This window comes from Solibacillus sp. FSL R5-0691 (assembly GCF_037974225.1).
Classification (GTDB): domain Bacteria; phylum Bacillota; class Bacilli; order Bacillales_A; family Planococcaceae; genus Solibacillus.
Window position 1 is genome coordinate 1,745,640 of record NZ_CP150231.1, and the last position, 25,071, is coordinate 1,770,710.

Here is a 25,071-nt window from a genome sequence, read left to right on the forward strand (position 1 = left end):
TTAAAATTACCTCCTATTTTACTTCGTCTGGTTTGGAATAACTACTTCCAACTCTATTTTATCATTCGGTAAATCAATTTCCTTTGCGCGCACTCTCGAACCGCTTGCGATATTAATGCGCGACAGATCCACATATATTTCTTCATCATTTGGCTTTACCGTTATCCAGTTTGGAAAATTAACCGCATCATCAATCATTTTCAGAACCGTTTTCGGAGGAATATTTACCTTGCCCACATGGACAGCCTCTTGACTCAGTGTAATATTACCATTATTTACAACTGGAATGAAATCCATCTGTATCGGTAATTCAATATTAAAAACAGTTAAAGTACTATATAAATAAATTTTATCGTCCACTGTCAGCTCTACTGGAACCGGGGACTGGTTCATAGCTTCCGATAAATATTGTTTTGCAATTGCTTCGAATTCTTTCGCTGTCGTTTCTACCGTCAGTATATTGCCCTCTACTTGGAGTGGCGGCTGTTCGGTAGCCTGGTTGACGTCAGCAGTTATTAAATAGAGCAATGTGGCGAATGTTATGAGTACTGCTCCAGCCAATAGTAAAAATGCGACTTTCCATTTGTTCATCTTCTCACTCCTCAAATCCTAATAAACCGTCTGACATCTGCTCAATATCACATTGTTGCATAGTTTCAATGATACGCTTTGTCATACGATCATATCCTGTGCTATTCGGATGAAAGAAGTCTACATGATATACCATATCCTCATTTGATACAAATAAATCCTCTACAGATACGAAACACGCATTTTCATCTGTGGCAGCAAGCTTTTCGATTTCTTCATTCCACTCCGAAATAATCGGATCAAAAGGTGTTATTTCATCGACTACGATTGAAAAGGGATTATAAAACCCGACTAAAATAATCGGCGCCTCAGGATTTACTTTGCGAATTTCTGCTATGACTTTTTCGTAACGCTCAGCAAAGCGGGGCAATTCCTTATCAAACATAGATTTTTTCATTGAAAACAAATTCTTTTTAACAATTTTCATTACATCATTACCACCGAGCGTAATCGTAATCAGATTTGCTTTTTGCAGCTCTTCTTCATAGTGGCCACGCTCAAGTAAACTTAGCAGCTGGTCACTGCGTCTACCATTTTTACCTCGATTATCGAGTTCCACTTCCTCTACCATCGGCCATTTTTCCAGCTCCTGCTGCAGACGAATTGTATAGCCATAATCCTGTGTTTCATCTCCAACACCACGTGTAAGTGAATCACCTAATGCTAAATAAAAAACCGATTGTGCATTTTCTTCCTTACGATCAGACCAGTCTAGTTGAAATACATCATTTATAATATCAAAAAAGCTCGTTGCGACTGTTTCTTCGTTTTCGGCTTCTTCTTCTGATATAGACAACTCATTGTTATCACTGGATGAATTGTCGGATTGTTGTGCTTCTTCTATTTGTGGGTCAATTGTAACGGAGCATGCGGACAAGAAAATGACAGCTAATGATGTGAGTACTAACCGCCACATGCAACTTCCCCCTTTTTATTTTGTTATTTCATTATAAAATATTTTCCTTATCTTTAGGAATGATTTGCCTATAAAAATAGTGATATATCAGAAAATATTTTTTCACTTTACAAAAAAAGTAATTCTAAAGTTGATATTCTTTAGAATTACCTTTTACCTATTCTGTATAATAAATAAAACCGATTGCACCTTCACCTGTATGTGTACTGATAACCGGCGAAGTAAAGGCAACTTCAACTTGCCCTGTATAGCCTGTTGCTTTTACCTGTTCAATCAACGGATTCACTAAAGTATCCAACGAATTTGCATGGGAGATGCCGACACCTGCCACTTTTTTGCCTTGAGTATCCTTTTCAAATTCACTCATTAAATATTTCACCACTTGCTTATAACTGCGCGGTTTTGCACAAATCGTCACTTCCCCAATATCCAAGTGACCAATCGGCTTAATATTCAACAAAGAACTGACAACTGCCTTACCTTTTCCGATTCGGCCGCCCTTCACCATGTTTTCCAATGTGTCCAATGCAACAAAAAGACGTGTGTTTTCACGTACTCGATTCACACCTGCAACAATTTCCTCCACAGAAGCACCTGCATTGCGTAAACGGATCGCTTCACGAAGCTGGAATGCCAATCCAAAAGCTATATAACGTGAATCTATTACAGTTACGTCAGAATCACTCATTTGCGATGCTTGATTGGCTGACTGATAGGTACCGCTCATATTGCCTGTCATATGGATCGATACAATTTTTGAACCATCTTTTCCAAGTTCGTCATATAATTCTTTAAATGCACCTGGAGACGGCTGAGAACTTTTTGGCAGTTCTTTTGCTGTTTTTAGTAACTCAATAAATGTATCCGGTTGCAAATTTACACGATCTGTATACATTTTTTCATCAATTTGAACTGTTAGTGGTACTACATGAATTCCATGTTCCTGAATTTCTGCGTCTGTTAAATCGCAAGTTGAATCTGTTACGATATGAATTTGACTCAAAGAAAACACATCCTTTATCTATCTTCCTTACTATTATAAAGAAATCATATTTGTTTACCAATATGACATTTGTCATTGAAGAATGACCCCGTTTATCACTATTTACATATGACATATAGCAGTATAACATCATGACATCCATCTATCACGAATAATTTGATTAATTGTTATACTAATATAGAGGAGCGTGATGACACATGCACAATTTAGACGCATTTGACTATAAAAACTGGAAAGAAGAACTTTGGAATGCCATTACACATGGGATTGGGCTTGCCATCAGCATACCTGCCTGCATACTATTAATCATCCATTCATCAGTATACGGCACGGCAGTACATATTACTTCCTACGCTATTTTTGGCGCATCTTTAATTTTACTGTTTCTAATGTCGACATTATTACATAGTGTTCCGGAAAAATATAAACGGTTCTTTTCAATATTGGACCATTCATCAATTTATATATTGATTGCTGGTACTTATACCCCGTTTTTACTAATTGCAATCGGGGGCGTGACAGGCATTGTCATGCTGTGTATTATTTGGTTTATTGCCATATTAGGCGTTGTGTTCAAATGTTTGTTCATTCACCGATTCGAGAAATTGTCATTGCTGCTTTATATTTTCATGGGCTGGCTTATCATTTTCGCTATACGGCCACTATATGAATATTTAACGTTTGATGGTTTTATGCTGATGCTTATTGGCGGATTGCTGTTTACATTTGGGGCAATTTTTTATGCATGGACCCGCCTTCCGTACAATCATGCAATTTGGCATTTATTCGTTATTGCTGGATGTGGGTGCATGGTGGCTTGTGTATATATTTATTTAATATAAAAGAAGTAAAGGACATGCTGAAAAATTGATTCAGCATGTCCTTTTACAGTTATTTTTCATAAATACAATACTGGAATGTATAGCCATCTTCTGACTCAATCGGTTCAAGACATGATACTTTTTTCCATTCATCGTATGACGGGAAATAAGTGTCCCCTTTAAAGCTGTGATTGATGAGCGTAATATATAATCTATCGGCAATTGCCATCGATTGCTCAAATATTTGAGCACCGCCAATAATCATCACTTCTTCTTCACCTTCAACAAGCGCCAACGCTTCATCCAGGCTCCCTACAACTTCGATTCCTTCAGCTGTAAAGTCTTCATTCCTTGTAATGACAATATTTCGGCGGCCCGGTAATGGTCGTCCGATTGAATCATAGGTTTTCCGGCCCATAATCATCGGTTTTCCCATTGTCATTTCCTTAAAGTATTTCAAATCCCCAGGTAAATACCACGGCAAATCGTTTTGATAGCCAATAACCCGGTTTTCATCATGCGCTACGATTAATGAAATCATGGAGATCCCCCTTTATACCGCAATCGGTGCTTTAATTGATGGATGCGGATGATACCCTTCCAACGAAATGTCTTCCATTTCAAAATCAAAGATCGATTGCTTTTCAAGATTTAACTTTAAGATCGGCAATTGCTTCGGTTCACGTGTAAGCTGTTCTTTTACTTGTTCAAAATGGTTTGAATAAATATGGGTATCGGCCATGCTATGCACAAACTCACCAACCTCAAGCCCACATTCATGCGCGATTAAATGCGTCAGCAATGCATAGCTCGCAATGTTGAATGGTACCCCAAGAAATGAATCCGCACTTCGCTGTGTAAGCATACAGCTTAATTTACCGTCAGCAACATAAAACTGGAACATGGCATGGCATGGCGGTAGAGCCGCTTTACTGCCCTTTCCTCCTGCATCGATCACATCTTCCGGGTTCCACGCATTCACGATAATTCGACGGGAATCCGGGTTATGTTTAATTAAATCGATTGCATCCTGTAATTGATCGATCGATTCACCTTCTGATGTTGTCCAATTACGCCACTGTTTCCCATAAACATTACCCAAATCACCGTATTTTGAAGCAAATTCATCATCATGTAAAACGCGTTCACAAAATGAAGAAAGCTCTGTTTGATACTGTTCATTAAATGCTTCATCTATCAGGCAGCGTCTTCCGAAATCACTCATATCAGGTCCACTGTACTCTTCTGATTCTACCCACTTTTTGAATGCCCATTATTACGATAGGTAACTCTTTGAAGTTATCTCCAAGTTTTCCCCCGTACCACACCCTACGTGAAGCTTTCGCTTCATAAGGCGTTCCATCTTAATTATTGATTAATTTATCTTTGGTAAATTACAACTTTTACGATATTTATTGACCACTTTTATTTGCTTTTCAGTCAATTGGTATAAATCTATATATTTCTTTATCGTATCTTTTTCTACTGCATGAATGAGCCTATGCATATCTTTGTGTATAATCACTAAGTTTTTAAACTCATCCATACCACCATCTGCTTTAGGTATGATGTGGTGACACTGAACTAACTCTGCGGGTAAAAATACATTAAGTATTTTACATTTACCCTTTTGCATACTGTATGATGAAATTTTGTTATCCGCATATTCAATGTTGTCCGTTTTAAGACTTTGCTTATATAAACGAGATAACTCATGTACAATGCCTTCTTCTAACTGCTTTTTAGTTGCTCTACCTTCTACTGTATAATTACAAATTTCTTGCTTAAAATTTGTATTCGCAAAAGCTTGTGTATCAGCGAAAACAAATAGATAGATACCTTGTAAGCCGTATGTTCGCATGGCATTTTTGTTGTACATTTTAAATACAGGTGAATCAGTTCGTGGTATATCATACCTACATATGGTTCGCAGTTTGTTGTATAAGGTTCGAGAAAGTCGGTATTGAATGTTTCTAAATCCCCGATAACAGTTTGTTGCGTACTTAAAGTAATTTTTAACTCCCATTACAAAGATGTTGTATTCTTTTATCGACGATGTTTCAGGTTTCGCTTTGATATTCTTAATTAATTCACGTGCTTTTTGAACGATTTCGTCACACTTATCTTGTGTGATTTCCGTTCGAGCTACCCATTTATTTTTCTTTTTGAAAGCAAAAATAGCATACCCAAGAAACTTGGATTTCTCTTTTCGTAGGTCTGTAATTTTCGACTTATCCTCGGCTATTTCTAATCCAAGTCTGTCCTTTAAGTAGCCCTTTACAGCGTGATAAATTTTCCAAGCATTAACCTTGTTGTTTGTAAAAATTTTAAAATCATCTGCGTATCGAACGATATACATTTCTTTAAGTTTAGTCTGTTTCATTACTTTTATTTTATTTCCTTGGAGTGTGTAAGAGGCTCTCGTTTGAAAGTTTTCCCACTGAGAATATATCCACTGGTCTAAATCATTCAATACTACGTTAGATAATATTGGACTTAGTATTGAACCCTGTGGTGTACCTTTTTCTTGTTTCCCTTCGCCTACAACTGCTGCTTTTAACATTTTGTTAATCATTGTTAAAACTCGTTTATCTTTTATGCCTATATTGTATAGCTGCTTAATCAGTTTATTATGATTAACATTGTCAAAGAAACCTTTAACATCAATATCGACAACATAAAGTAGTTTATTGCAGTTGACTAAATGTCGACATCTAGCAATTGCGTGGTGTTGGCTTCGGTTTGGACGGAATCCGTAAGAGTGATTGTAAAACTTCGCTTCAACAATTGGCTCAATGACCTGTTTAAACATTTGTTGAATAAGTCTATCTCTTATTGTAGGGATTCCTAAAGGTCTCTTTTTCCCATTACTTTTCGGAATAAAAACACGTTTTATTTTATCGGGTTTGTAATTATTGATTCTTTCTCTAATTTCGTTAATTAATGACTGAATTTCTGTTTCTTTGTAATCATCAATTGTTTTGCCATCTACTCCAGCCGTTTTTGAACCTTTGTTAGTTTTCATGTTGCGAAAAGCCAACATAATGTTTTCCTCACTCGTAATAATCCTTAGTAGATTCTTACTTAAGGATGCATTATTTTTACTAACCTCATATAGTTCATCAAATGTTTCTTGAAGACTGTAGTAGCTAACATTTCGTAATGTTGTATCCATCGGTGTCTACCACTCCCATCCTTCTGTTCAATTTGAACATAAAATGAGTCACACCTTCTTACTCGACCTTATGAATTACATTTACCAAATTACATTTTCAATACTTAAGACTTGGGGCTATCCCTCCACTACTTGTTATCATAGCTTCTTCGGTACTATGCCCCTACTCTCACAACAGTAAATGAATTTCGCTCTGTGTAAGCAGCTTATATCAACCAGCCCGATTATAGTCGTTTTAAATAGCTGTCTGTTGCTTTCCACGTTCCGAATAATCTAGCTTTACATACGTACTTAGGTAGTTACTATGAGCCTGTGATTTTATACTGTCATTGTTCAGTATCCCGAATTTCAGAGGGACGATTTTTACTTTTCGGTAAACCACGAGAAGTATCTTTTGCGATACCCCTCCCGTAAGTTTCCTTACGTTCATCTTTTAGACCCGTACATTCGCAACTTCGTCAGTTCTTTTCGAACATTCTTACCATATACGTTTTATAGCCCCCCGACCTATCCTCACCTTATCCGTAGACTTAGGATTATTGTTCAGTCGACTTCGCCTAGCTTCTAACCCCCGATAGCTATAACTACCGAACGCTAGTAGGAGTTTAGGGAACTTGTTTCTTGCCAACATGACGGCAATCATTCCAAGTATCGATTATTCAGTTATGACATTGCTAGTTGCAATGCCCCTACACTTCATGCATTAAGCACTTATAGTAGAACGTGTCGCACCGTCCCATATATGGTTATTATTCTGAAGCAAATAGCGAATATTCGTATCCCCTTTTATAAACCATAGAAGTTCACTTGCCACGAGTTTGAATGGCACGCGCTTCGTCGTTAGAATCGGAAAGCCTTCCTGTAAATTAAAGCGCATCTGATAGCCAAAAACGCTGCGTGTCCCTGTTCCTGTACGGTCAGATTTATCGGTACCGTTGTCCATAATATATTGCAATAAATTTAAATATGTATGATCTGCATGTGTCAATATTTTCACTCCTAAAGAATGTTCTCCGTATTTATTATATAGACTTATGATGAGAATAACACATAATCTGCAAAATCGAACCGAAAAGACTACATAGAATTTTAATTTGTAATATGGAAATCGATCTGTATGTATTAAAAATGTGCACAATAAAAGGCGCTACTCGTATTTCGTCTGCTGAGTAGCGCCTTTAGTCAAATGTGTCTAAGTCATCGTATAGCTCAATCGTTTGCGTCAATTTTTATGTTGCCTCCCTAAGTATTGTTTTGTTGTTTTCAAGAATTTGAATCATTTGAAGTAAAATTTTGTCCTCAATTTTTTGAGTACCATTAACTTCTTTCGCAATAATTTTTGTTAATTCCAAAATTGTATTTACGTCGAGCTTATGTTTTTCCGCTAATTGGAATGCTCGCCCTAACTGACCGGTTATCATCGGCAGTCCTCCTTTTTACTATAGTATACAAATATTATACCTCGAGTTACATAAAAATTCACCTTTAATTTTCAAATTTTTCGTAAATTAAATGAAAAAATAAAGGTTCTTTTTCCATCCTCATAGTAATAATATGATAAATCTCCGGATACTCTATTAACAACGTTAAATAAATAACTTTCGCATTAATTATTACGAAATCAGAACTATATATTTCCCTTCTGTTTGCTGCAGATATTAATTCCTATTTTTAATTATTTTTATTTTTAAGTGACCTTTTTTATTCGTATTTTGATACATTTTCTTTTTAAAAAAATAAAGTATAAACAAACAGTTACAGGGAAAAATACAAGCAGAAATAGATACTTGAATTTCTTTAGTATGTGTTTTTTACATACCGATGAACTTCTTTATCTAAAATAAAGGAGATGTTTTAAATGGGAGCATTATATAGAATTGCCCTCGTACTCGTAATTATTGGAGCAATTAACTGGGGACTTATCGGCTTTTTCAAATTTGATCTAGTCGCATCTTTATTTGGCGGACAAACTGCCGGATTATCACGAATCATTTATGCACTTGTCGGTCTTGCCGGTCTTGCATGCATTCCGCTGTTAATGAAAAACCTTGATGAAAAGGACAATGCAACCGTTACACATACAAGAGCAACAAATAGACCGAACTATAATATGGAAGCTGGGAAAGAAGCTGATTTCTCAGAATACGCAAAGCAAAAGAACAAAAACAACAAAAATGAAAATAACGAAAAGCAATAAAAATTAAATACAAAAATAGACCAGGCTCAGTAATGAGTATCTGGTCTTTTTAAGGAATTAAAAGCTTGGGAAGCAAGTCTCTCAAAAAATTCATAATAAACCGGTAATTATTTTTATCCATCCGAAAATCGAGGTCCATAATATGATACTTAAAATTAGCCCATTAAATAAACCTACGAAGAATCTGTTTTCCAACCTTATCACTCCTTAAACTAATGGTTGGCCAAACACGGATAATTTAAGCTTTAAATCTTTTTGTTTCTTTTGGTAATGGATGGAAGGAAATATGAATCCCTTTAATTCCACATTTTTAGTAAAAATATCCAAAAAGTTGTATAGTGGAAGAAGAGAATAAATTAATGGGGTGAAATCATGAGTTTTTGGACATGGATTGCAATCATTATTGCGTTAGTTAGTGGAGTTTTTGCTGCTAATTCCGGTAAGAAGAAATCCGAAAAATAATAAAAAAGGCACCCGACCTATTGGCGGGTGCTGCATTGTTATGATAACCACTTAGGCGGTGTATTTTTGCTCCAGTATATCTCGCCTAGGTCGTAATGCTTTGAATAATTGTCTTCATACGTATGATAGTGGAAATTGTAGTAGTAGCCATCAAAAGGACGGTTCTCTGTTCGCACATGGAAACGGATTACGTCTGTTTTAGATTGATTGTCAACAATGTGGAAGATTTTTTCTGAGTAATCACCACTCGGTTTTTCGGAAACCGTTAAGTTACGCAGCTTATCATCGCCAATCCGGTCCACTGTCAGCGCAATCGCTTCTTCGATTTTCGGGAAAATATTAGTTTCGAATTGTTGTTCAATAACCGGTCCGACTTTTGTTCCAAATTTTATGTATGATTGTTCTTTTGCTGCTGACACAAAGTCATCGGTTGTTGGCAGCGGTTTTTCATCAACAATAATATCGTCCAGCTGATAGGCAGCTGAAATATGGTTATCGCTTGGACGATCCAATACAGACTTCCCATGACGGTCTTCATCAAAATTTGCCCAAATTTCATGCTTTGGTGTAATTAAACCAAACGATAATAACGCGACAGAAACAACAAGAGATTTGTAAATCCATTTTTTCAAGTCTATCACCCACTTTTATTATGTATAATTTTAAAACACTCTTCCTTAATATATACGAATATTTCAACAAATAGTTTCATCTTTATTGTAATCATTGTACAATAAAAAAGGAAGATATTGTAGGTTATATTAAGGGAGGTTGTAAAAAAATGGACATTGTTATGGGTCTTGGATTATTACTAATGCTTGGGTATATGACTTCTTTATGCTTCACGGACTAATATTTTCTTAAGCGCCATCCAAACCGATTTGGATGGTTTTTTATTCGGAGAATTGGACAAGGGGCCCCCAAGTATTGGGGACCCCTTTAGTATTTAATAGATAGATTTATAAATAAATGAAAGTCTCAACCCGATCATCCGGGGAATTTATATTTATTCGGAGTGCACAACTCCAGTTTTAACCGCGGTAAAATTCTACTAATCTCTTCTAACTTAAGCAACATAGTCCCAACCTGCTACTATGTCCTTGCAGCCCTGAAGCTTGCGCCAGTGTGAATAAGTATCTTCAAAAACACTAGCAGAAATGCCAATTCATTTATAGCACTATCTAAAATAGCACATAGTTAATCATAACACATATGTTCGCGTTTGTAAACTGAATTTAGGCTCGTGCAAATTTCATTAATGTCCGCTATACTTGAAAAATCGGAATTCAAAGGAGCTATGTCAAGATGAATGAAGTTGAAACAACATTATCAATCCAAATGAAACGGATGGCTGTTACATTGTTGGATATGCAGCAAAGCCGTTTTGTATCTGCAAGTGAAACAATGGATTTATCCGCACTTCAGTCTGAAGTGTATAATCAGTTTTTTGAATCATACATAGATGCAACGATGAATAGTCCAAAATCTGTTGCATGTAAATTTTTAGACCGGGACAATGATATTCTGACGAAAATGAACCGTTATGTAGAATATCCAGATGACACTCATTTCCTATCATTAGCCAATGATTTATCAAATAAACTGTATCAAATTATGCAAACGGTATCGAACAGTAACGGTTCGGTCTTTGTCGCACATATTGAACTAATTGGCGAAGATTATATTTTACTGTTAAAGCTGGATCCGAAAGATGCAGTCCAGATTGATTTGGAAACATTGCATTTGAAAACAATCGAAAATATATTACCAGATGCATCCAGCCGTGTACAAAAATGTGCACTTATCCGAATGAATTATGATCCGCTCGAAGAAAATGTTTATGTACTGGATAAACAATCGGATGGCGAACCGGCGAAGTTTTTCATGGAAACTTTCCTGCAGGCTACACCAATCGCATCCGACAAAAAGAAAACAAAAATGCTGATGAAGGAATTATATGAAAAAATCGCGGAATCGCTCAACGAAGAGCAGACTCCGCAACTTCAAAGAGCAATTGACGAAGAGTTTGAACACGGAAAATATATTGAACTCGATGCTTCGGTCCACAATATTTACGAAGCAATCGCACCTCCGGAGAATAGGGAAGATTTTGTTGAGCAAGGTGCCAAATTGTTTATCAATGAATTTACCGGCCGCAATCCTGACTTCACGCCTACATTTGAAGTGAAACGGGATGATTTGCATGTCGTCTATAAATCGGCAGAAGGTGAGATTCTCTTCCGTTATGATAAAGGCTTGGACAATATTGACGTGAAGCACGATCAAGTAAGCGGTACGTATACGATCACTATCCGTGATGCTGATACAGTAGGGTTTACCCTTCATAAAAAACCGCTATAATCTTACTAATATAATCAATATAAAAGGGGCTGTGTTTTTCACAGCCCCTTTTTGCAATCTATTTAGACGTTAACGCAATAAATTCCTCAACATCTTTTTCACATAGTGCGATTCCTTTTAACCAGAAATCTTCTTTCGTGATATCTTCACCTAAATGTTTCATTGCCAATTCTTCAACTGTCATGATCGCTGTATCACGCAATAGAGCCATATACTTTTCTTCGAAGCCCTTACCTTCTTCTTTTGCTTTCGCGTAAATACTTAATGAGAATAAATAGCCGAATGTGTACGGGAAGTTATAGAACGGTACACCTGTAATATAGAAATGCATTTTTGATGCCCAGAAGTGCGGATGTGTTTCACCTAGACCGCCTGCATGTGCTTCAATTTGAGCTTCTTCCATCAGTTCGTTCAAACGTTTCGTTGAGACAATCCCTTTTTTACGCTCATCATAGAAACGAGTTTCAAATAAGTAACGCGCATGGATATTCATAAAGAAGGCAACAGAACGCTGAACTTTATCTTCCAGTAATGCAATCTTTTCTTGTTCAGTTGTTGCTTCTTCAACTGCTGCATCGGCAACAATCATTTCTGCGAATGTTGAAGCTGTTTCAGCAACATTCATTGCATAACGACGGTTCAATGGATGAACAGGGCGCAATGCATAAGAATGGAAAGCATGCCCCAGCTCATGAGCCAGTGTCGAAACATTTGACATCGAACCAGAGTAAGTCATAAAAATACGAGATTGTTCTGATAACGGCATTCCTGTACAGAAACCGCCCGGTCGTTTGTTATCACGGTCTTCCGCTTCAATCCATCCGTCTTCAAATGCCATGCGTGCAAAGCTTTCCATTTCTGAACCAAAACGGCCGAAATGCTTCAGGATAAACTCGGCCCCCTCCTGGTAGGACATAGTAGCTTTTGAATCCGTAACAGGTGCATCAAAGTCAAACCAGTCCAGTTGCTCTGTACCTAACAGATTTGCTTTATGCTGCAAGTAACCAGCAAATGTTGCCTTACGAGATGTAATGGCACCCCACATTGCATCAATCGTTTCCTGTTTCATACGGTTAATTTGCAGAGGCTCTTTTGTTACCGAGTCCCAGCCGCGCTTTTTATAGACAGCTAAACGGAAACCTGCCAAGTGATTCAATGTTTTGGCAAAGAACTCTTCACGCTCTGTAAACACCTTTTCCAATGCGTCAAAAGCCGCTTTTCGTACTGTACGGTCTTTATGTGAGCTTAAATTGTTCGCTTGTCCAACTGACAGTAATTTCTTTTCGCCATCCACTTCTACTTCCACTTTAATATCGCCGATCAGCATACTGTAAAGTTGACCCCAAGAACTGTAGCCATCAACACCTAAAGCTGAAATTAGCGCTTCTTCTTCTTCAGATAATGACTCTTTTGATTTTTCACGCCATTCCGTTAAGATGAATTCAAATTGAGCTAATTCTTTTGTCTGCAATAATGCTTCGAAAGTTGCCTGTTCGATTTGACCCAACTTCTGATTGAAACTTTCTAAAATCGGCGATGAATTTGCAGCAATACCGGATAATTGGCCTTGCAGCAATAATGCCTCACGATCTGTCGTGTCTTGTGCAGTTAAGCATGAAAGCACTGCCCCTGCCTGAGAAATATGCAGCATTACTTCTTTGATGCTTTCTAAAATCGATTGGATTTCTAAAGCTGCATCACTGTTTTGTGGAACTTCGAATTTGTCGACTTTCTCTTTTAATACTTCAAGTTTAGGCGTCAAACCTTCAATATGCTCGATTAATTGTGGAGAATCACTACCTCCCGGGAAAAACACATCCAAATCCCAAACTTCAGGATATTTTACATTCACCATTTCATTACCTACTTTCTGAATTGTAGTTCAATTCTTATTTTACTAAAAAATTAGTTATAATGCTCGAAAATACTTCGGTTTTTGAAATAAAAAAGCTAACCTGTATATCGGTTAGCTTCAAGATTATAAAATCGGGGATAATAAACGCGAAACGGATTCTCGAATCTTTGTCCAAGTTTTGCGCTCGTCATATTGTTCTTTTGTTAATTCAAAACTTTCCTTAATATCTGCTTCAAACAGTTCTCTGCACTGTATCGCCAAATCGGCATCATATAGTATAGCATTGATTTCAAAATTCAGGCTAAAACTGCGTACATCAATATTTGCCGTACCAATAGTCGCCACCTCATCATCAATGACAATCATTTTTGCATGTAGAAAGCCTTTTTTATACCGATATACTCGACCGCCAACCTCCAATAAGTCACCACCGTATGCAGAATTGGCTCCATATACGAAAGGATGATCGGTTACTTCGGGCGTCATAATACGCACATCCACACCTGATGAAGCAGCAATTTGAACAGCATGCATAAATGGTTCATCCGGTACAAAATACGGGGACTGAATATAAACATACTTTTTGGCACTTAAAATCATCCGAATATAGCTGTTTTTGATCGATTCGAAATCCGTATCAGGGCCGCTCGATACAATTTGAACAGGTGTATCCGCATCTACTGTAAAGGATGGGAAGTATCTTTGTTCAATTTCAGTCAGCTCTTCTTTTCTCGCCTGATACCAGTCAAATAAAAAATGAGCCTGCATGTTGTAAACGGAATTGCCTTCAATTCTCAAATGTGTATCACGCCAATACCCGATTTCGTCATCCAGACAGGCATATTCATTCCCGACATTAAAGCCGCCAATATATCCTACCTTGCCGTCAATAATAATAAGTTTCCGGTGATTCCGGAAATTGATACGCGGGTTAAACAGTTTAAAATACGAGGAAAAATACGCTTCTACCTGACCACCGGCATCCATTAACTTTTTCAGATCCTTTTTGCGTAATGTACGCGAACCTAAATCGTCGTACATCATCTGCACTTCAATGCCCTCTTTCGCTTTTTTTACGAGTGCATTAAAAATGCTTTTTCCGACATCATCCATTTTATAAATATAATACTGAATATGAATGGTCTGTTTTGCATTTTCGATATCCTCTATGACCGAACGGAATTTTTCTTTCCCTTCCGCCAATATTTTAACATCGTTTTTCGAACTCAATAAAGAGTGGTTATAATCGACGTTCATCTTGATTAATGGTGCATGCTTTTTTGTAATGGCATTTGGAAATTCATATGTTCCATCATCCAACGCATTCTTTTGATCCAGAAAAGTTTCCAACGTTTCCTCCTGCTGCACTACATGCCATCGTACAAAATGTTTCTTCTGTAAATTACGACCGATCAGTAAATATAAAATAAAACCAAAAATAGGTAAGAAAAAGAGCACGAATAACCATGCCCATGTAGATGAAGCGCTTTTCCGGCTAATGAATATTAATACGAGGGCAAACAGTATGTTTAAAGCAAATAAGGCGATGGTTAAAATACCAGTGACTGTCATGTAATTCATCTCTTTTCATTATTTAATTATAAGAGAAAGCAACTATTAAATGTTATAAATTACTAGTTTTTTCTACTATTTTACTATTCCCTGTAAAGTAACTTTTGAGACACTAAAATGCATATTTTAAAGGAATCGATTCATAATTCAGACGGGGTTTGCATTTAGCGTGAAAATGAAAATAACGCTTACCTGATAAGTAAGCGATAACAAGGTTAGATACTAATCTCCAATTCGGGTTTTAAAACGATAATAGTGCTGTAATCCCTTTACTTCATTTATTATAGCTCAATCTTCCTTATATTCAATGACTGTTCGGATTAACCGATCGCACAAAAAAAGCAGATGCACAATGTCTGTGCACCTGCTTGTGATTTATCTCATTTTCTTTAATCTTTTTGATACTTGCTTCCATTTACGTTTTTCCGCAACCTGGGCATCCGTATTCGCTTTTTTCTCGATATAGGCAAGTTCCCGCTGCAGTTTAAAGAAGCTGGTCAACCTTGCAGCATCAAGTGCTCCTTCTTCAACTGCCTGCAAAACAGCACAGCCGGGTTCATTTTTATGCTTACAATCGCGGAACCTGCAGTTTTCCGTAAGCTGCTCAATATCGGAAAAACTTGCATTTAGACTGTCCCCCTGATCCCACAGCTGCAACTCGCGCATTCCGGGTGTGTCGATCAGGCAAGCACCGGATGGTAAAACAACAAGTTCCCGGTGTGTCGTCGTATGACGGCCTTTTGCATCATCTTAACGGATTGTGGATACTTTCATTTGTTCTGTGTTTAGCAAAGCGTTCGTAAGTGTTGACTTCCCTGCACCGGAAGAACCGAGTAATGCCGCAGTTTTCCCTTCAGTTAACAGGGCATGTAATGAAGCCATTCCTTCACCAGTCTGCGCACTCACCGTCATCATATCCACACCAAAAGCAACCGATTCAATTTCTTTTAAAAACGGCGTGACATCCTCACATAAATCCGCTTTCGTTAATACAATAACCGGTGTTGCCCCTGAATCCCATGCAGCTACTAAATACCGTTCTAAGCGGCGGATATTAAAATCATCATTTAAACTCATGACAAGAAAAATGAGATCTACATTTGTCGCCACGATTTGTTCATCGACTTCAAGACCTGCCATTTTTCTTGTGAATTTGGATTTTCGATCAAATAAATGATGAATAATGGCACGTTCTTCTCCCGGCATTTGTTCAATAACGACAAAATCACCAACAGCCGGGTAATCTTTTCTTGAAAAGGCATGGTAAGCAAAGTTTCCTGACACCGTTGCCAAATACTCCCCCTGTTCTGTCAGGACACGGTAGGAATGTTTATGTTCGAGGATGACGCGGCCCACAAGCTTTGTCGTCATATCAATTGATAATGTTTGTAGTTGTGTATCAAAAAATGTTGTAAAACCTTATTGTTGTAAATTCAATGGAATTGCCTCCTAATGGCGTATGATAGTGTATTTGTTTTTCAGGCAAACAAAAAAAACCTTATGACCAGCAATTTTGCCCGTCATAAGGTTTCATACGCACAGTAAAGAAGCGTGACTCTTCTGTATTAGAAGGCACTATAGTGGCGAATGTCATATGACAAGCATAATTGCATTGATTCAATCTCATGTAATTTAGTCATATTCATCACCATCTTTCTCCATTAGTTATTCCAACTATAACAATAGATAGAATGTTTTGTCAATACAGTTCCCCAAGTTTATTTAATACAAGAATGCATTTATTTTTTGTTGCATTTGCAACAATAATCTTTTACGCTAAATGTGTAGTTGCATTTTATATTACACACTTAAAAGGAGCTGAAAGAGATCACTCTATTACGTGAAATCGGGATGATAGCCCGTGCACTTGATTCGATTAGCAATATAGAATTTAAAGAATTTGATTTAACAAAAGGGCAATATTTGTATGTCGTTCGTATTTGTGAACAACCCGGAATTATTCAGGAAAAACTGGCAGATTTAATTAAAGTAGACCGTACAACAGCGGCCCGTGCAATAGCAAAGCTTGAAAAAAATAACTTTATCGAAAAACGGGATGATCAGGTTAATAAAAAAATAAAAAAACTGTATCCAACAAACAAAGCTTTAGCAATTTACCCTTCTATACTGAATGAACATAAACATTCTGAGAATACAGCCATGTCGGGATTTTCTGAAGAGGAAAAAGCCCAACTTGCTACTGCATTAAACAAAATGCGAAAAAACATTGAAAAAGACTGGGAAAATGTAAAGCGAGGAAAAAAACGCAATTATTAAGGAGTAATTATAATGAACATTCAACTAATACATTGTACTACCGAAAATTTAGACGCATTACAAACAATCAGCCGGGATACGTTTTACGAGACGTTTCATGAGCAAAATAGCGAAGAGAGTATGACAGCTTATTTGAATGATGCTTTTTCAGCAGAAAAACTGACAACCGAGCTTGAAAATAAACACTCACTATTTAAGTTACTGTATGTAAATGATGAGCTGGCAGGTTATTTAAAAGTCAATGCAGATGAAGCACAGTCAGAACAGTCAGGGCAAGATACTCTTGAAGTAGAACGAATTTATATTTTAAGCCGTTTTCAGAAACTCGGTTTAGGGAAAGTATTGATGGATGAAGCGATTAAACTGGCCAATGAAAAGAATAAAAACAAAATTTGGCTCGGCGTATGGGAAAAAAATCTGAATGCCATTGCTTTCTATGAGAAAACTGGCTTTGAGAAGACAGGCTCTCATTCATTTTTCATGGGTGAAGAAGAACAAATTGATTTTATTATGACAAAACATTTGTGAGGGAAAACGATGTATATTCCAAAGCAGTATCAATTAACAGATAACCAAAAAATTCGTCAACTCATTAATGAGTATAGTTTTGCGACAGTAGTTTCCATTCATCAAGGGGTACCGACCGCCACTCATTTACCACTCTATTTAAGTGAAGACGGAAAGTTTCTATACGGGCATTTTGCACGTGCCAACACACAATGGAAAGATATTCTCGATCAACAGGTGCTCGCCGTCTTTAATGGCCCTCATAGCTACATCTCTTCTTCCTGGTATGAAACAAAAGATTCAGTACCAACTTGGAATTATGTAGCGGTCCATGTAAAGGGGCTTATCGAAATGATGGAAGATGAAGAAGAAATCCGTCTATCTCTTCACCATTTAATTGAAAAATATGAAACTCCAAATAGCACCTATGATGTAAATGCGGTTGACTCCAAATATATGACCGGCTTATTGAAAGGGATTGTGCCATTTAAAATACGGATTAGTTCCATTGATGCTGCAGCAAAATTAAGCCAAGGTCATTCGAAAGAACGCCAGGCACTCGTCATTGATGAATTATTAAAACGGGATGACGGATTTGATGAAGAAATCGCAAAATTAATGCTGAAAAATTAACGCCTTGTAAAAAGTTTGAATTATTGAAATAGTCTTATATATTAATTGACACTCTTCTCCTAATATGGTAAATTTATCTCGAATTCAAGGTAAAGATTTTCTTGAGTTTCATTATAGTTGGGAGGAATTTATCATGGCAAAATGGCAAATCGATCAGGCACACTCAACAATTGGTTTTGAAGTCAAGCATATGATGGTGTCGAAAGTTAAAGGTCAGTTCACAAATTATTCAGCGGATGTAGAAGTTGATAATTTAGAAGATTTAACATCGGCAAATATTGAAATTACTATCGATGCGACAAGTATTAATACAAACAATGGCGATCGCGACAACCATTTAAAATCGGCGGAATTCTTTGATATTGAACAATACCCTGACATTAAATTTAAATCGACAAACATCACAAAAGACGGTGACGATTATAAAGTTTCAGGCGATTTAACAATAAAAGATGTGACAAAACCGGTCGTATTTGATGTAGAATATGGCGGTAAAGGAACAAACCCATGGGGTGTAGAAGTTTACGGTTTTGAAGCGGAAACGAAAATTGACCGTGAAGAATTCGGTCTTACTTGGAATGCTGCACTTGAAACGGGCGGCGTATTAGTTGGTAAAGATATTAAAATTAAAGTGGAACTCGAATTAAACCCAGCACAATAATTATTATGAATGCGCAGCCGTAGTCATTTTGCATACGGCTGTTTTTTTGCAACTTCTCCCCTATTAACAGCGTTATATACAAAAACATTATTTTCCAGTTAATTGCGAGGTGTCGTTTTGCGGAACTTTTGGTCTTCTATCCTATTATTTAGTTTCTGTCTAGCTTTTATCGGGGTTTGCTTTTATCTAATGCCGACAACTTTATGGACATTTTCCTATACAACACTTATTGCTGTCGCCCTTCTTTTAATGCTCATCATCTATTCGTTACATCAGGAATATAAACAATTGTCATGCGTAAAAAAAGTGGTTGCCTTCTTCATAAATTCAACCTCCATATTGATTACATCATTGATTATTTTGTTTTTCACATTAAAAATCATTGTATATTCATTCGGAGGTTCAGAGCATCTATTAACATCCTATTCACCAAATATGGGCTATACTTTGGAATTCTATGCTTTCGATGCAGGGGCGATGGGATCGTTTGGAATCCGCGGAGAATTGGATGGCCCCTTCGGATTTAAAAAGCAGTTTTATTACGAAAGACATGCTGAAGAAGCGGTTATTCATTGGCTTACCGATGAGATTGTCATTATTAATGGACATGAACTCAATTTAAAAAATGGGGAAACTTTTGGCTATCAAATTTAAGAGGTGAAGATAATGAAAACGGCAATTATTTTTGATATGGATGGTACTTTATTTCAAACAAATCTTATTTTGGAACCGGCGCTCGAACGTACTTTTGAATATTTACGTCAAAAAAAACTTTGGTCAGGTGAAACTCCTATCGAGAAATACCGGGAAATCATGGGTGTTCCTCTTAATGTCGTATGGAAAACGTTATGTCCCGATCATTCCGATACAATACGCGAAAAAAGCAATCAATATTTCCAGTCGGCTCTCATTGAAGAAATTCGTCAAGGAAATGGTGCACTCTATAAAAACGTGTTGACGACACTTCAATCGTTGAGTGAATCCTACCCCTTATATATTGCCAGTAATGGCGAAACCGCTTATTTACAGGCAATTATATCTACTTTCAATTTAGAACGGTGGATTAAAGGATGCTATAGTATAGATATAATTCCATCAAAAAATAAATCACAACTTGTTGAACGGATATTGAAGGAAAATGATATAGAAAGCGGTTTTGTCGTTGGTGATCGCGTTTCGGATATTAACGCAGCTATTGATAACCGTCTAATTGCCATTGCTGTAAACTTTGATTTTGCACAACTTGAAGAAATAACAAAAGCCCATCATATCGTTGAACAGTTTCCACAATTAATCGAAATCACGAAAACCTACCAAACACAACTACTGGAGGAATGACATGAAAAGCTCAACTAAAAATTCGGATTTGCTAAAATTAAGCAGTATATTTGCAATCATAGGTCTACTAATCATTGTATTTAACGGACAGATTGCGGATTCATTTAGCTCTATTTGGTTAAAATCTATTGGAGGTATGGCAGATACAAACGACTACATATTGATGAAAACGAGTTATGCTAATGCATCCCTCCTCATTGGAGGAATTTTGTTTAGCATCAGTTTAGTTGCAATGCTGTTCAGCTGGTATCAGCTTAGAAGTTAAAGAAAAAGCGTCGAATTTTAAATTCAACGCTTTTTTTAATGTTTCAACAAAATTTTATTTGTTATCACTTTTATATTTTTCATGAACAGATGTCTCATGTACCGGTTCATCAGGTATGCGGTTATACGATTCTTTCACAGTTTCTGCATTCGTTTCATGTTGCTGATTGCCTTCTACATGACTGCGCTCGTTATATGATTTCATCTCTTCATCATTTCTTTCATCCGGTAAGCGGTTATAGGACTCTTTTACAGTCTCAATAACTTCTTCCTGTTTCATGGTATTTTCTACATGGCTGCGTTCATTATAGTTTTTCATTTTTGCTTCATCACGCTCATCAGGTAAGCGGTTATAGGATTCCTTATTCGTTACTAGGCTTTTTTTTTCCTCGTCCCCATTGACATGACTTCGTTCATTGTAGTTTTCCGTTTTTTTATCATCACGCTCATCCGGTAAACGGTTAAACGATTCTTTATTTGTTTTAAGCAATAAGTCATCTTTCATTGCTTCATTTTGCACATTTACATGGTTCGTTTCATCAAATTTTTCTACTTTCTCATCTTTACGTTCCTCAGGTAAGCGGTTATATGATTTTTTGTTTGTTTCTGATTCTTTATTTCCCATTTTACATTCCTCCTACTATATCCATGTAGCTAACGATGAATGAAGCGTGATAGTCCTCTATTCCCTTAAATATCTACATAAAAACATGCGGTGCAATTGTCTCCGTCTTAAAACATTTCATACTAAAACCGCCCTTTTATCTAACAGTAAAAGGACGATTTTTATCAATTTGAAGTAAAGCTAAACAGTTCAACCGTAGTTTGGTTAGTTAAAATACAGCCGTTTGTTCCACCTGCTTAGTCATCTGATCTTAAAAATCGTAGAACCCGGCTCATTGTAGTCGGAATGACAGATGCGTGATTTTCGCTTTCTGCTATATAAAATTCACAGTTCATCCATTTCTCAGAAGCAATTGCAGCGAATTTCTGCGCATCATCAACCATATCGCCCTCTTTCCCTCCAACTCCTATGAATATAGGTGCTTCAATAGGATTTTCCACTTGTTGAATTGTCCGAAAAAGCTCATGATCATTCCACCAAATCGATGGGCTTAAAGCTACATATTTATAAAAGCTGTCCGGATAAATTAAATAACTCCACAATACAAATAATCCGCCTAACGAGTGTCCATACAGCGATATTTTCTGATCGTCAACTGCATATTTTTCCTGAAGCATCGGTACAATTTGCTGCAAAATAAAATCCATCAATTGTACTGCTCCTCCAGCCGGAAGCTCCTGCATCACTTTCCCCCTGCGTACAGGAAAATGATAATGAACTGCCGGTGCCGTGAAATCATAAAATCGCTGTTTTGGAATATCCTTTTCATCATGGCCGATACCAACAATAATTGCAGGATCAACCAATGTTTTTTTCCTGTTTCGCAACTGCATTGCCATTGTTTCATACATCAGTTTATTGTAGCGTGTTCCATCCAACACGATGATTACCGGAAACCCTTCTGCCGGAGGGATTTCATTCGGTTCGTAAATGTCCACAATATAAGAATAGCCATTGTACATTGATTGCATTAAATTCACCTATTTCATTAAATTATATGAAAAACAGACGGGCACCTGATGTTCCTGATCAATCATAATCTTAGCGTCAATTTGGAATACACTTTTTAGTATGTCGGCTTTCATTATTTGTTCGGGAGTGCCCGTATGAAGCACTTCCCCCTTTTTCATCGCGATCAGTTCATCTGAAAATCTTGCAGCATGGTTCAAATCATGGAGCACCATAATTATCGTAGAGCCAAACGTTCTATTGAGTTGCTGAACAATTTCAAGCACTTCCAGTTGATGTGCCATATCCAAGTATGTCGTCGGTTCGTCCAACAGTAAAATATCGGTCTCTTGCGCCAAAGCCATCGCCAGCCACACACGCTGCCGTTGCCCACCTGAAAGTGCTGCGATTTCCCGGTTTTGGAACTCCAAAGTGTTTGTGACTTCCATAGCCCAATTAATTTTTTCGTTGTCTTCTTTTGTAAGGCGTCCAACATTTTTCCGGTGAGGATAGCGTCCATACGAAATAAGCTCATGTACTTTCAGCTGTCCCGGTGCTGCCGGAGACTGCACGAGTAATGCCAGTTTTTTTGCGATTTCCTTAGTAGACATCGTATTCATGTTTTCATCCTGCAGAAAAATTTCGCCACATTCCTTTTTTAATATACGGCCGATTGTTTTTAATAAAGTAGATTTACCGCAGCCATTCGGTCCGATAATCGTCGTAATCTTACCTGTTTGAATGCTCACATTTAAATTTTCGATAATTCTTGTATTCTCATAACCTGTCGTTAAGCTTTCAACTTCAAATGCATACAATATATCTCACCCTTTCGATTTTACAAGCAAATACAGAAAATAAGGAATCCCGACAAGTGATACGACTATCCCGACAGAGAGCTCTACAGGTGAAAAGACCGTTTTTGCTACATAATCTGAAAACACAAGCAATACTGCCCCTATAAAAAGGCTTACTGGCATCATGTAGCGATGATGAATTCCGACTAGCTGTCTTGCAATATGCGGTGCCATTAATCCAATGAACCCTATGCTTCCTGAAACGGAAACACAGGCACTGACAAGTCCGACACTTGCAAGCATTAGTTTAATTTTTTCCTTTTCAATACTAATTCCAAGACTAGTAATCGTCTCTTCCTCCAATTGAAAGTAGTCGAGCAAATAGGCTTTCCGGTAAATATAAATACCTAAAATAATCAGCCATGGCATCATTGCACTAACGAAATACCAGTTGGAATTATAAATGGATCCATTCATCCAAATAGCGGCCGCCTGATAATCCCCTTCATCCATTTTCAATGACCAGAATAAAGTAACCGCACTAAAGCCGGTGTTAATCGCAATCCCTGTTAATATCAGCCTTTGCATATCCATTCGTCCATGTTTATATGAAATGATCAATATAATTGCTGCAGCTATTGCTCCTCCTGCAAAACCAAAAATCGGAACAATTAATATTTTTATAAGGCTGTTTATTTCCACATCAATAAGTTCGACATGGAAGAAAAACATGAAGATAACAATTGCACATCCTGCACCGGCGTTAATTCCGATAATTCCCGGATCAGCAAGCGCATTTTTTGTAATCCCCTGAAGTACAACGCCAGCCATCGCAAGGCCCATACCGACAAGTGCAGCCGTAATGATTCTAGGAAGCCTAAAATCAAAAATGACTAAATCAAATTGTTCTGTTGAATCAATCCGCAGTAAAGTTTTAAATACTTCCGGTGTCGTCATGGTAAACGCACCGCTCGTTAAATGGATATACATTGCTAATAAAAGCATGAAAAACAGTATGCCGATTATAAACAGCCATTTTGTTTTTTTAAGCGTCATATTTTTCACCGCCTTTACGTCGAATTAAATATAAGAAAAACGGTACCCCGATTAGTGCCGTTACTACTCCAATCGGTGTTTCAAACGGAAAATTGATGTATCGGCTTACGAGGTCACAGCCTGCAAGGAAAAAGGCACCCATAACAGCCGAACAAGGAATAATTACACGGTAGTCGACGCCCACAAGCATTCTTACAATATGAGGTACGACTAAACCGACAAAAGCTACTTTCCCGACAAGAGCTACAGCAGTACCCGTCAATATAGCAACAGCTAACATGCTTAATACTTTTACTATTCTTGTGTTCTGCCCCAAGCCGACAGCAACATCTTCACCAAGCGCTGTAATCGTTACAGCACGTGCCAATGAAATTGCCAGTAATAGTCCGATCATTCCAATTGGAACACATAAATAAATTAATTCCATTTCTACCATATGTACTTTCGAGTTGTACCACATTGTAATCGTTTGTGAAATTTGATGATACATCGCAATTGCAGTTCCGATGCTGCTTATAAATGTACCGATTACCGTACCGATAATTGCCAGTCTTACTGGAGATAGGCCATTTTTAATGATGGATGCAAAACCAAATACAAGTGCACCGCCAAAAAGTGAACCCAGCATAGAAAGAAGGACTAAATTAAAACTTGAAATCCCAGGCAAAAAAACAAAGGCCATCGTTATAAAAAAGGCTGAACCGTCCGTTACACCCATAATTGATGGCGACGCAAGGAAATTTCGAGTAACCCCTTGCATGATTGCACCTGCAGTTGCTAAAAATGCACCAACAAATAATACAGCGAGCGCTCTAGGTACCCGACCAGACCATATTATTTGGTGATCTACATTTTCTTTATCGTAACGGATAAATGCGTCGAGAATCGTTTCAAGCACTATTGATTTTGTACCCATCGAAATCGACATGATTGTCACAACAACAATGAGAACAGGCATTATTGTTGAAAATAAAATGAAATGCCGGTATGAAAAATTCAAAAATATATGCCT

At 37.3% G+C, this 25,071-nt stretch carries 24 protein-coding genes and 3 pseudogenes; 10 read left to right on the plus strand and 17 right to left on the minus strand.

Annotation, left to right across the window (positions count from 1 at the left end; all coding sequences use genetic code 11):
- Positions 1-18 precede the first annotated feature (18 nt).
- The 3 genes from MKY51_RS08580 to MKY51_RS08590 all read right to left on the minus strand — a co-directional run bounded on the left by MKY51_RS08580 (position 19) and on the right by MKY51_RS08590 (position 2,510).
- Positions 19-591, minus strand: a complete 573-nt coding sequence (locus MKY51_RS08580) for a YpmS family protein (protein WP_339176507.1) — start codon at positions 589-591, stop codon at positions 19-21.
- 4 nt (positions 592-595) lie between these two features.
- Entirely contained in the window at positions 596-1,507 is a 912-nt protein-coding gene (locus MKY51_RS08585; protein WP_339176508.1) for a GDSL-type esterase/lipase family protein, read from the minus strand.
- A gap of 157 nt (positions 1,508-1,664) precedes the next feature.
- Positions 1,665-2,510 (minus strand): DegV family protein, encoded by an 846-nt coding sequence (locus MKY51_RS08590; RefSeq protein ID WP_339176509.1) that lies wholly within the window; start codon positions 2,508-2,510, stop codon positions 1,665-1,667.
- Positions 2,511-2,707: 197 nt separating this feature from the next.
- Between MKY51_RS08590 and MKY51_RS08595 the strand changes: the two genes are divergently transcribed.
- A complete protein-coding gene (locus MKY51_RS08595; protein WP_339176511.1) occupies positions 2,708-3,352 on the plus strand; it encodes a hemolysin III family protein in 645 nt (214 codons plus the stop codon).
- A 49-nt stretch (positions 3,353-3,401) separates the two neighbouring features.
- Here the strand turns inward: MKY51_RS08595 and MKY51_RS08600 are convergent, their stop codons facing one another.
- The 5 genes and pseudogenes from MKY51_RS08600 to MKY51_RS08620 all read right to left on the minus strand — a co-directional run bounded on the left by MKY51_RS08600 (position 3,402) and on the right by MKY51_RS08620 (position 7,927).
- On the minus strand, positions 3,402-3,872 hold the full coding sequence (locus tag MKY51_RS08600; RefSeq protein ID WP_339176513.1) for a dihydrofolate reductase: 471 nt from the start codon (positions 3,870-3,872) through the stop codon (positions 3,402-3,404).
- 12 nt (positions 3,873-3,884) lie between these two features.
- A pseudogene (locus MKY51_RS08605) lies at positions 3,885-4,604 on the minus strand (thymidylate synthase); the annotation flags it as partial.
- 102 nt (positions 4,605-4,706) lie between these two features.
- Positions 4,707-6,506, minus strand: a complete 1,800-nt coding sequence (ltrA, locus tag MKY51_RS08610; RefSeq protein WP_339176514.1) for a group II intron reverse transcriptase/maturase — start codon at positions 6,504-6,506, stop codon at positions 4,707-4,709.
- 736 nt (positions 6,507-7,242) lie between these two features.
- A pseudogene (gene thyA, locus MKY51_RS08615) lies at positions 7,243-7,494 on the minus strand (thymidylate synthase); the annotation flags it as partial.
- Between the two features lie 241 nt (positions 7,495-7,735).
- On the minus strand, positions 7,736-7,927 hold the full coding sequence (locus MKY51_RS08620; protein WP_079526843.1) for an ABC transporter permease: 192 nt from the start codon (positions 7,925-7,927) through the stop codon (positions 7,736-7,738).
- 437 nt (positions 7,928-8,364) lie between these two features.
- On the opposite strand from MKY51_RS08620, the gene MKY51_RS08625 reads away from it, so the two are divergent.
- The gene (locus MKY51_RS08625; RefSeq protein WP_339176516.1) at positions 8,365-8,703 is read left to right on the plus strand and encodes a DUF378 domain-containing protein; all 339 of its coding nucleotides are present in this window, start codon (positions 8,365-8,367) and stop codon (positions 8,701-8,703) included.
- Positions 8,704-9,203: 500 nt separating this feature from the next.
- Here MKY51_RS08625 and MKY51_RS08630 read toward each other — a convergent pair whose 3' ends face one another.
- Positions 9,204-9,797 carry a YpjP family protein gene (locus tag MKY51_RS08630; RefSeq protein WP_339176517.1) on the minus strand — a complete coding sequence of 198 codons (594 nt, stop codon included), beginning with the start codon at positions 9,795-9,797 and terminating at the stop codon, positions 9,204-9,206.
- A 673-nt stretch (positions 9,798-10,470) separates the two neighbouring features.
- Here MKY51_RS08630 and MKY51_RS08635 point away from each other — a divergent pair.
- Positions 10,471-11,526 (plus strand): nucleoid-associated protein, encoded by a 1,056-nt coding sequence (locus tag MKY51_RS08635; RefSeq protein ID WP_339176518.1) that lies wholly within the window; start codon positions 10,471-10,473, stop codon positions 11,524-11,526.
- Positions 11,527-11,584: 58 nt separating this feature from the next.
- On the opposite strand, the gene MKY51_RS08640 is transcribed toward MKY51_RS08635, so the two are convergent.
- From MKY51_RS08640 to rsgA, 3 genes and pseudogenes are all read right to left on the minus strand, one after another.
- Positions 11,585-13,381, minus strand: a complete 1,797-nt coding sequence (locus MKY51_RS08640) for a M3 family oligoendopeptidase (RefSeq protein WP_339176519.1) — start codon at positions 13,379-13,381, stop codon at positions 11,585-11,587.
- Positions 13,382-13,504: 123 nt separating this feature from the next.
- Positions 13,505-14,953 carry a cardiolipin synthase gene (cls, locus tag MKY51_RS08645; protein WP_339176520.1) on the minus strand — a complete coding sequence of 483 codons (1,449 nt, stop codon included), beginning with the start codon at positions 14,951-14,953 and terminating at the stop codon, positions 13,505-13,507.
- A gap of 375 nt (positions 14,954-15,328) precedes the next feature.
- Positions 15,329-16,330: pseudogene (gene rsgA, locus MKY51_RS08650) on the minus strand (ribosome small subunit-dependent GTPase A).
- Between the two features lie 441 nt (positions 16,331-16,771).
- Here rsgA and MKY51_RS08655 point away from each other — a divergent pair.
- From MKY51_RS08655 to MKY51_RS08685, 7 genes are all read left to right on the plus strand, one after another.
- Positions 16,772-17,230, plus strand: coding sequence for a MarR family transcriptional regulator (locus tag MKY51_RS08655; protein WP_339176601.1), 459 nt, complete (start codon positions 16,772-16,774; stop codon positions 17,228-17,230).
- A gap of 12 nt (positions 17,231-17,242) precedes the next feature.
- On the plus strand, positions 17,243-17,758 hold the full coding sequence (locus MKY51_RS08660) for a GNAT family N-acetyltransferase (RefSeq protein ID WP_339176521.1): 516 nt from the start codon (positions 17,243-17,245) through the stop codon (positions 17,756-17,758).
- A 9-nt stretch (positions 17,759-17,767) separates the two neighbouring features.
- On the plus strand, positions 17,768-18,370 hold the full coding sequence (locus tag MKY51_RS08665) for an FMN-binding negative transcriptional regulator (protein WP_339176522.1): 603 nt from the start codon (positions 17,768-17,770) through the stop codon (positions 18,368-18,370).
- Between the two features lie 133 nt (positions 18,371-18,503).
- Positions 18,504-19,031: a YceI family protein gene (locus MKY51_RS08670; RefSeq protein WP_339176523.1), complete on the plus strand. Its 528-nt coding sequence runs from the start codon at positions 18,504-18,506 to the stop codon at positions 19,029-19,031.
- Between the two features lie 117 nt (positions 19,032-19,148).
- Positions 19,149-19,685 carry a DUF5412 family protein gene (locus MKY51_RS08675; RefSeq protein WP_339176524.1) on the plus strand — a complete coding sequence of 179 codons (537 nt, stop codon included), beginning with the start codon at positions 19,149-19,151 and terminating at the stop codon, positions 19,683-19,685.
- A gap of 12 nt (positions 19,686-19,697) precedes the next feature.
- Complete coding sequence (locus tag MKY51_RS08680; RefSeq protein WP_339176525.1) at positions 19,698-20,369, plus strand: HAD hydrolase-like protein; 672 nt, start codon at positions 19,698-19,700, stop codon at positions 20,367-20,369.
- 1 nt (position 20,370) lies between these two features.
- Positions 20,371-20,634, plus strand: a complete 264-nt coding sequence (locus MKY51_RS08685; RefSeq protein ID WP_339176526.1) for a translation initiation factor 2 — start codon at positions 20,371-20,373, stop codon at positions 20,632-20,634.
- A gap of 54 nt (positions 20,635-20,688) precedes the next feature.
- Here MKY51_RS08685 and MKY51_RS08690 read toward each other — a convergent pair whose 3' ends face one another.
- From MKY51_RS08690 to MKY51_RS08710, 5 genes are all read right to left on the minus strand, one after another.
- On the minus strand, positions 20,689-21,258 hold the full coding sequence (locus MKY51_RS08690; RefSeq protein ID WP_339176527.1) for a hypothetical protein: 570 nt from the start codon (positions 21,256-21,258) through the stop codon (positions 20,689-20,691).
- Between the two features lie 236 nt (positions 21,259-21,494).
- A complete protein-coding gene (locus MKY51_RS08695; protein ID WP_339176528.1) occupies positions 21,495-22,229 on the minus strand; it encodes an alpha/beta hydrolase-fold protein in 735 nt (244 codons plus the stop codon).
- A gap of 9 nt (positions 22,230-22,238) precedes the next feature.
- Positions 22,239-23,024 carry an ABC transporter ATP-binding protein gene (locus MKY51_RS08700; RefSeq protein ID WP_339176530.1) on the minus strand — a complete coding sequence of 262 codons (786 nt, stop codon included), beginning with the start codon at positions 23,022-23,024 and terminating at the stop codon, positions 22,239-22,241.
- 6 nt (positions 23,025-23,030) lie between these two features.
- Positions 23,031-24,059, minus strand: a complete 1,029-nt coding sequence (locus MKY51_RS08705; protein ID WP_339176532.1) for an iron ABC transporter permease — start codon at positions 24,057-24,059, stop codon at positions 23,031-23,033.
- Complete coding sequence (locus MKY51_RS08710) at positions 24,049-25,059, minus strand: iron ABC transporter permease (RefSeq protein ID WP_339176534.1); 1,011 nt, start codon at positions 25,057-25,059, stop codon at positions 24,049-24,051. Before MKY51_RS08710 ends, MKY51_RS08705 begins: the two co-directional genes overlap by 11 nt.
- Positions 25,060-25,071 lie beyond the last annotated feature (12 nt).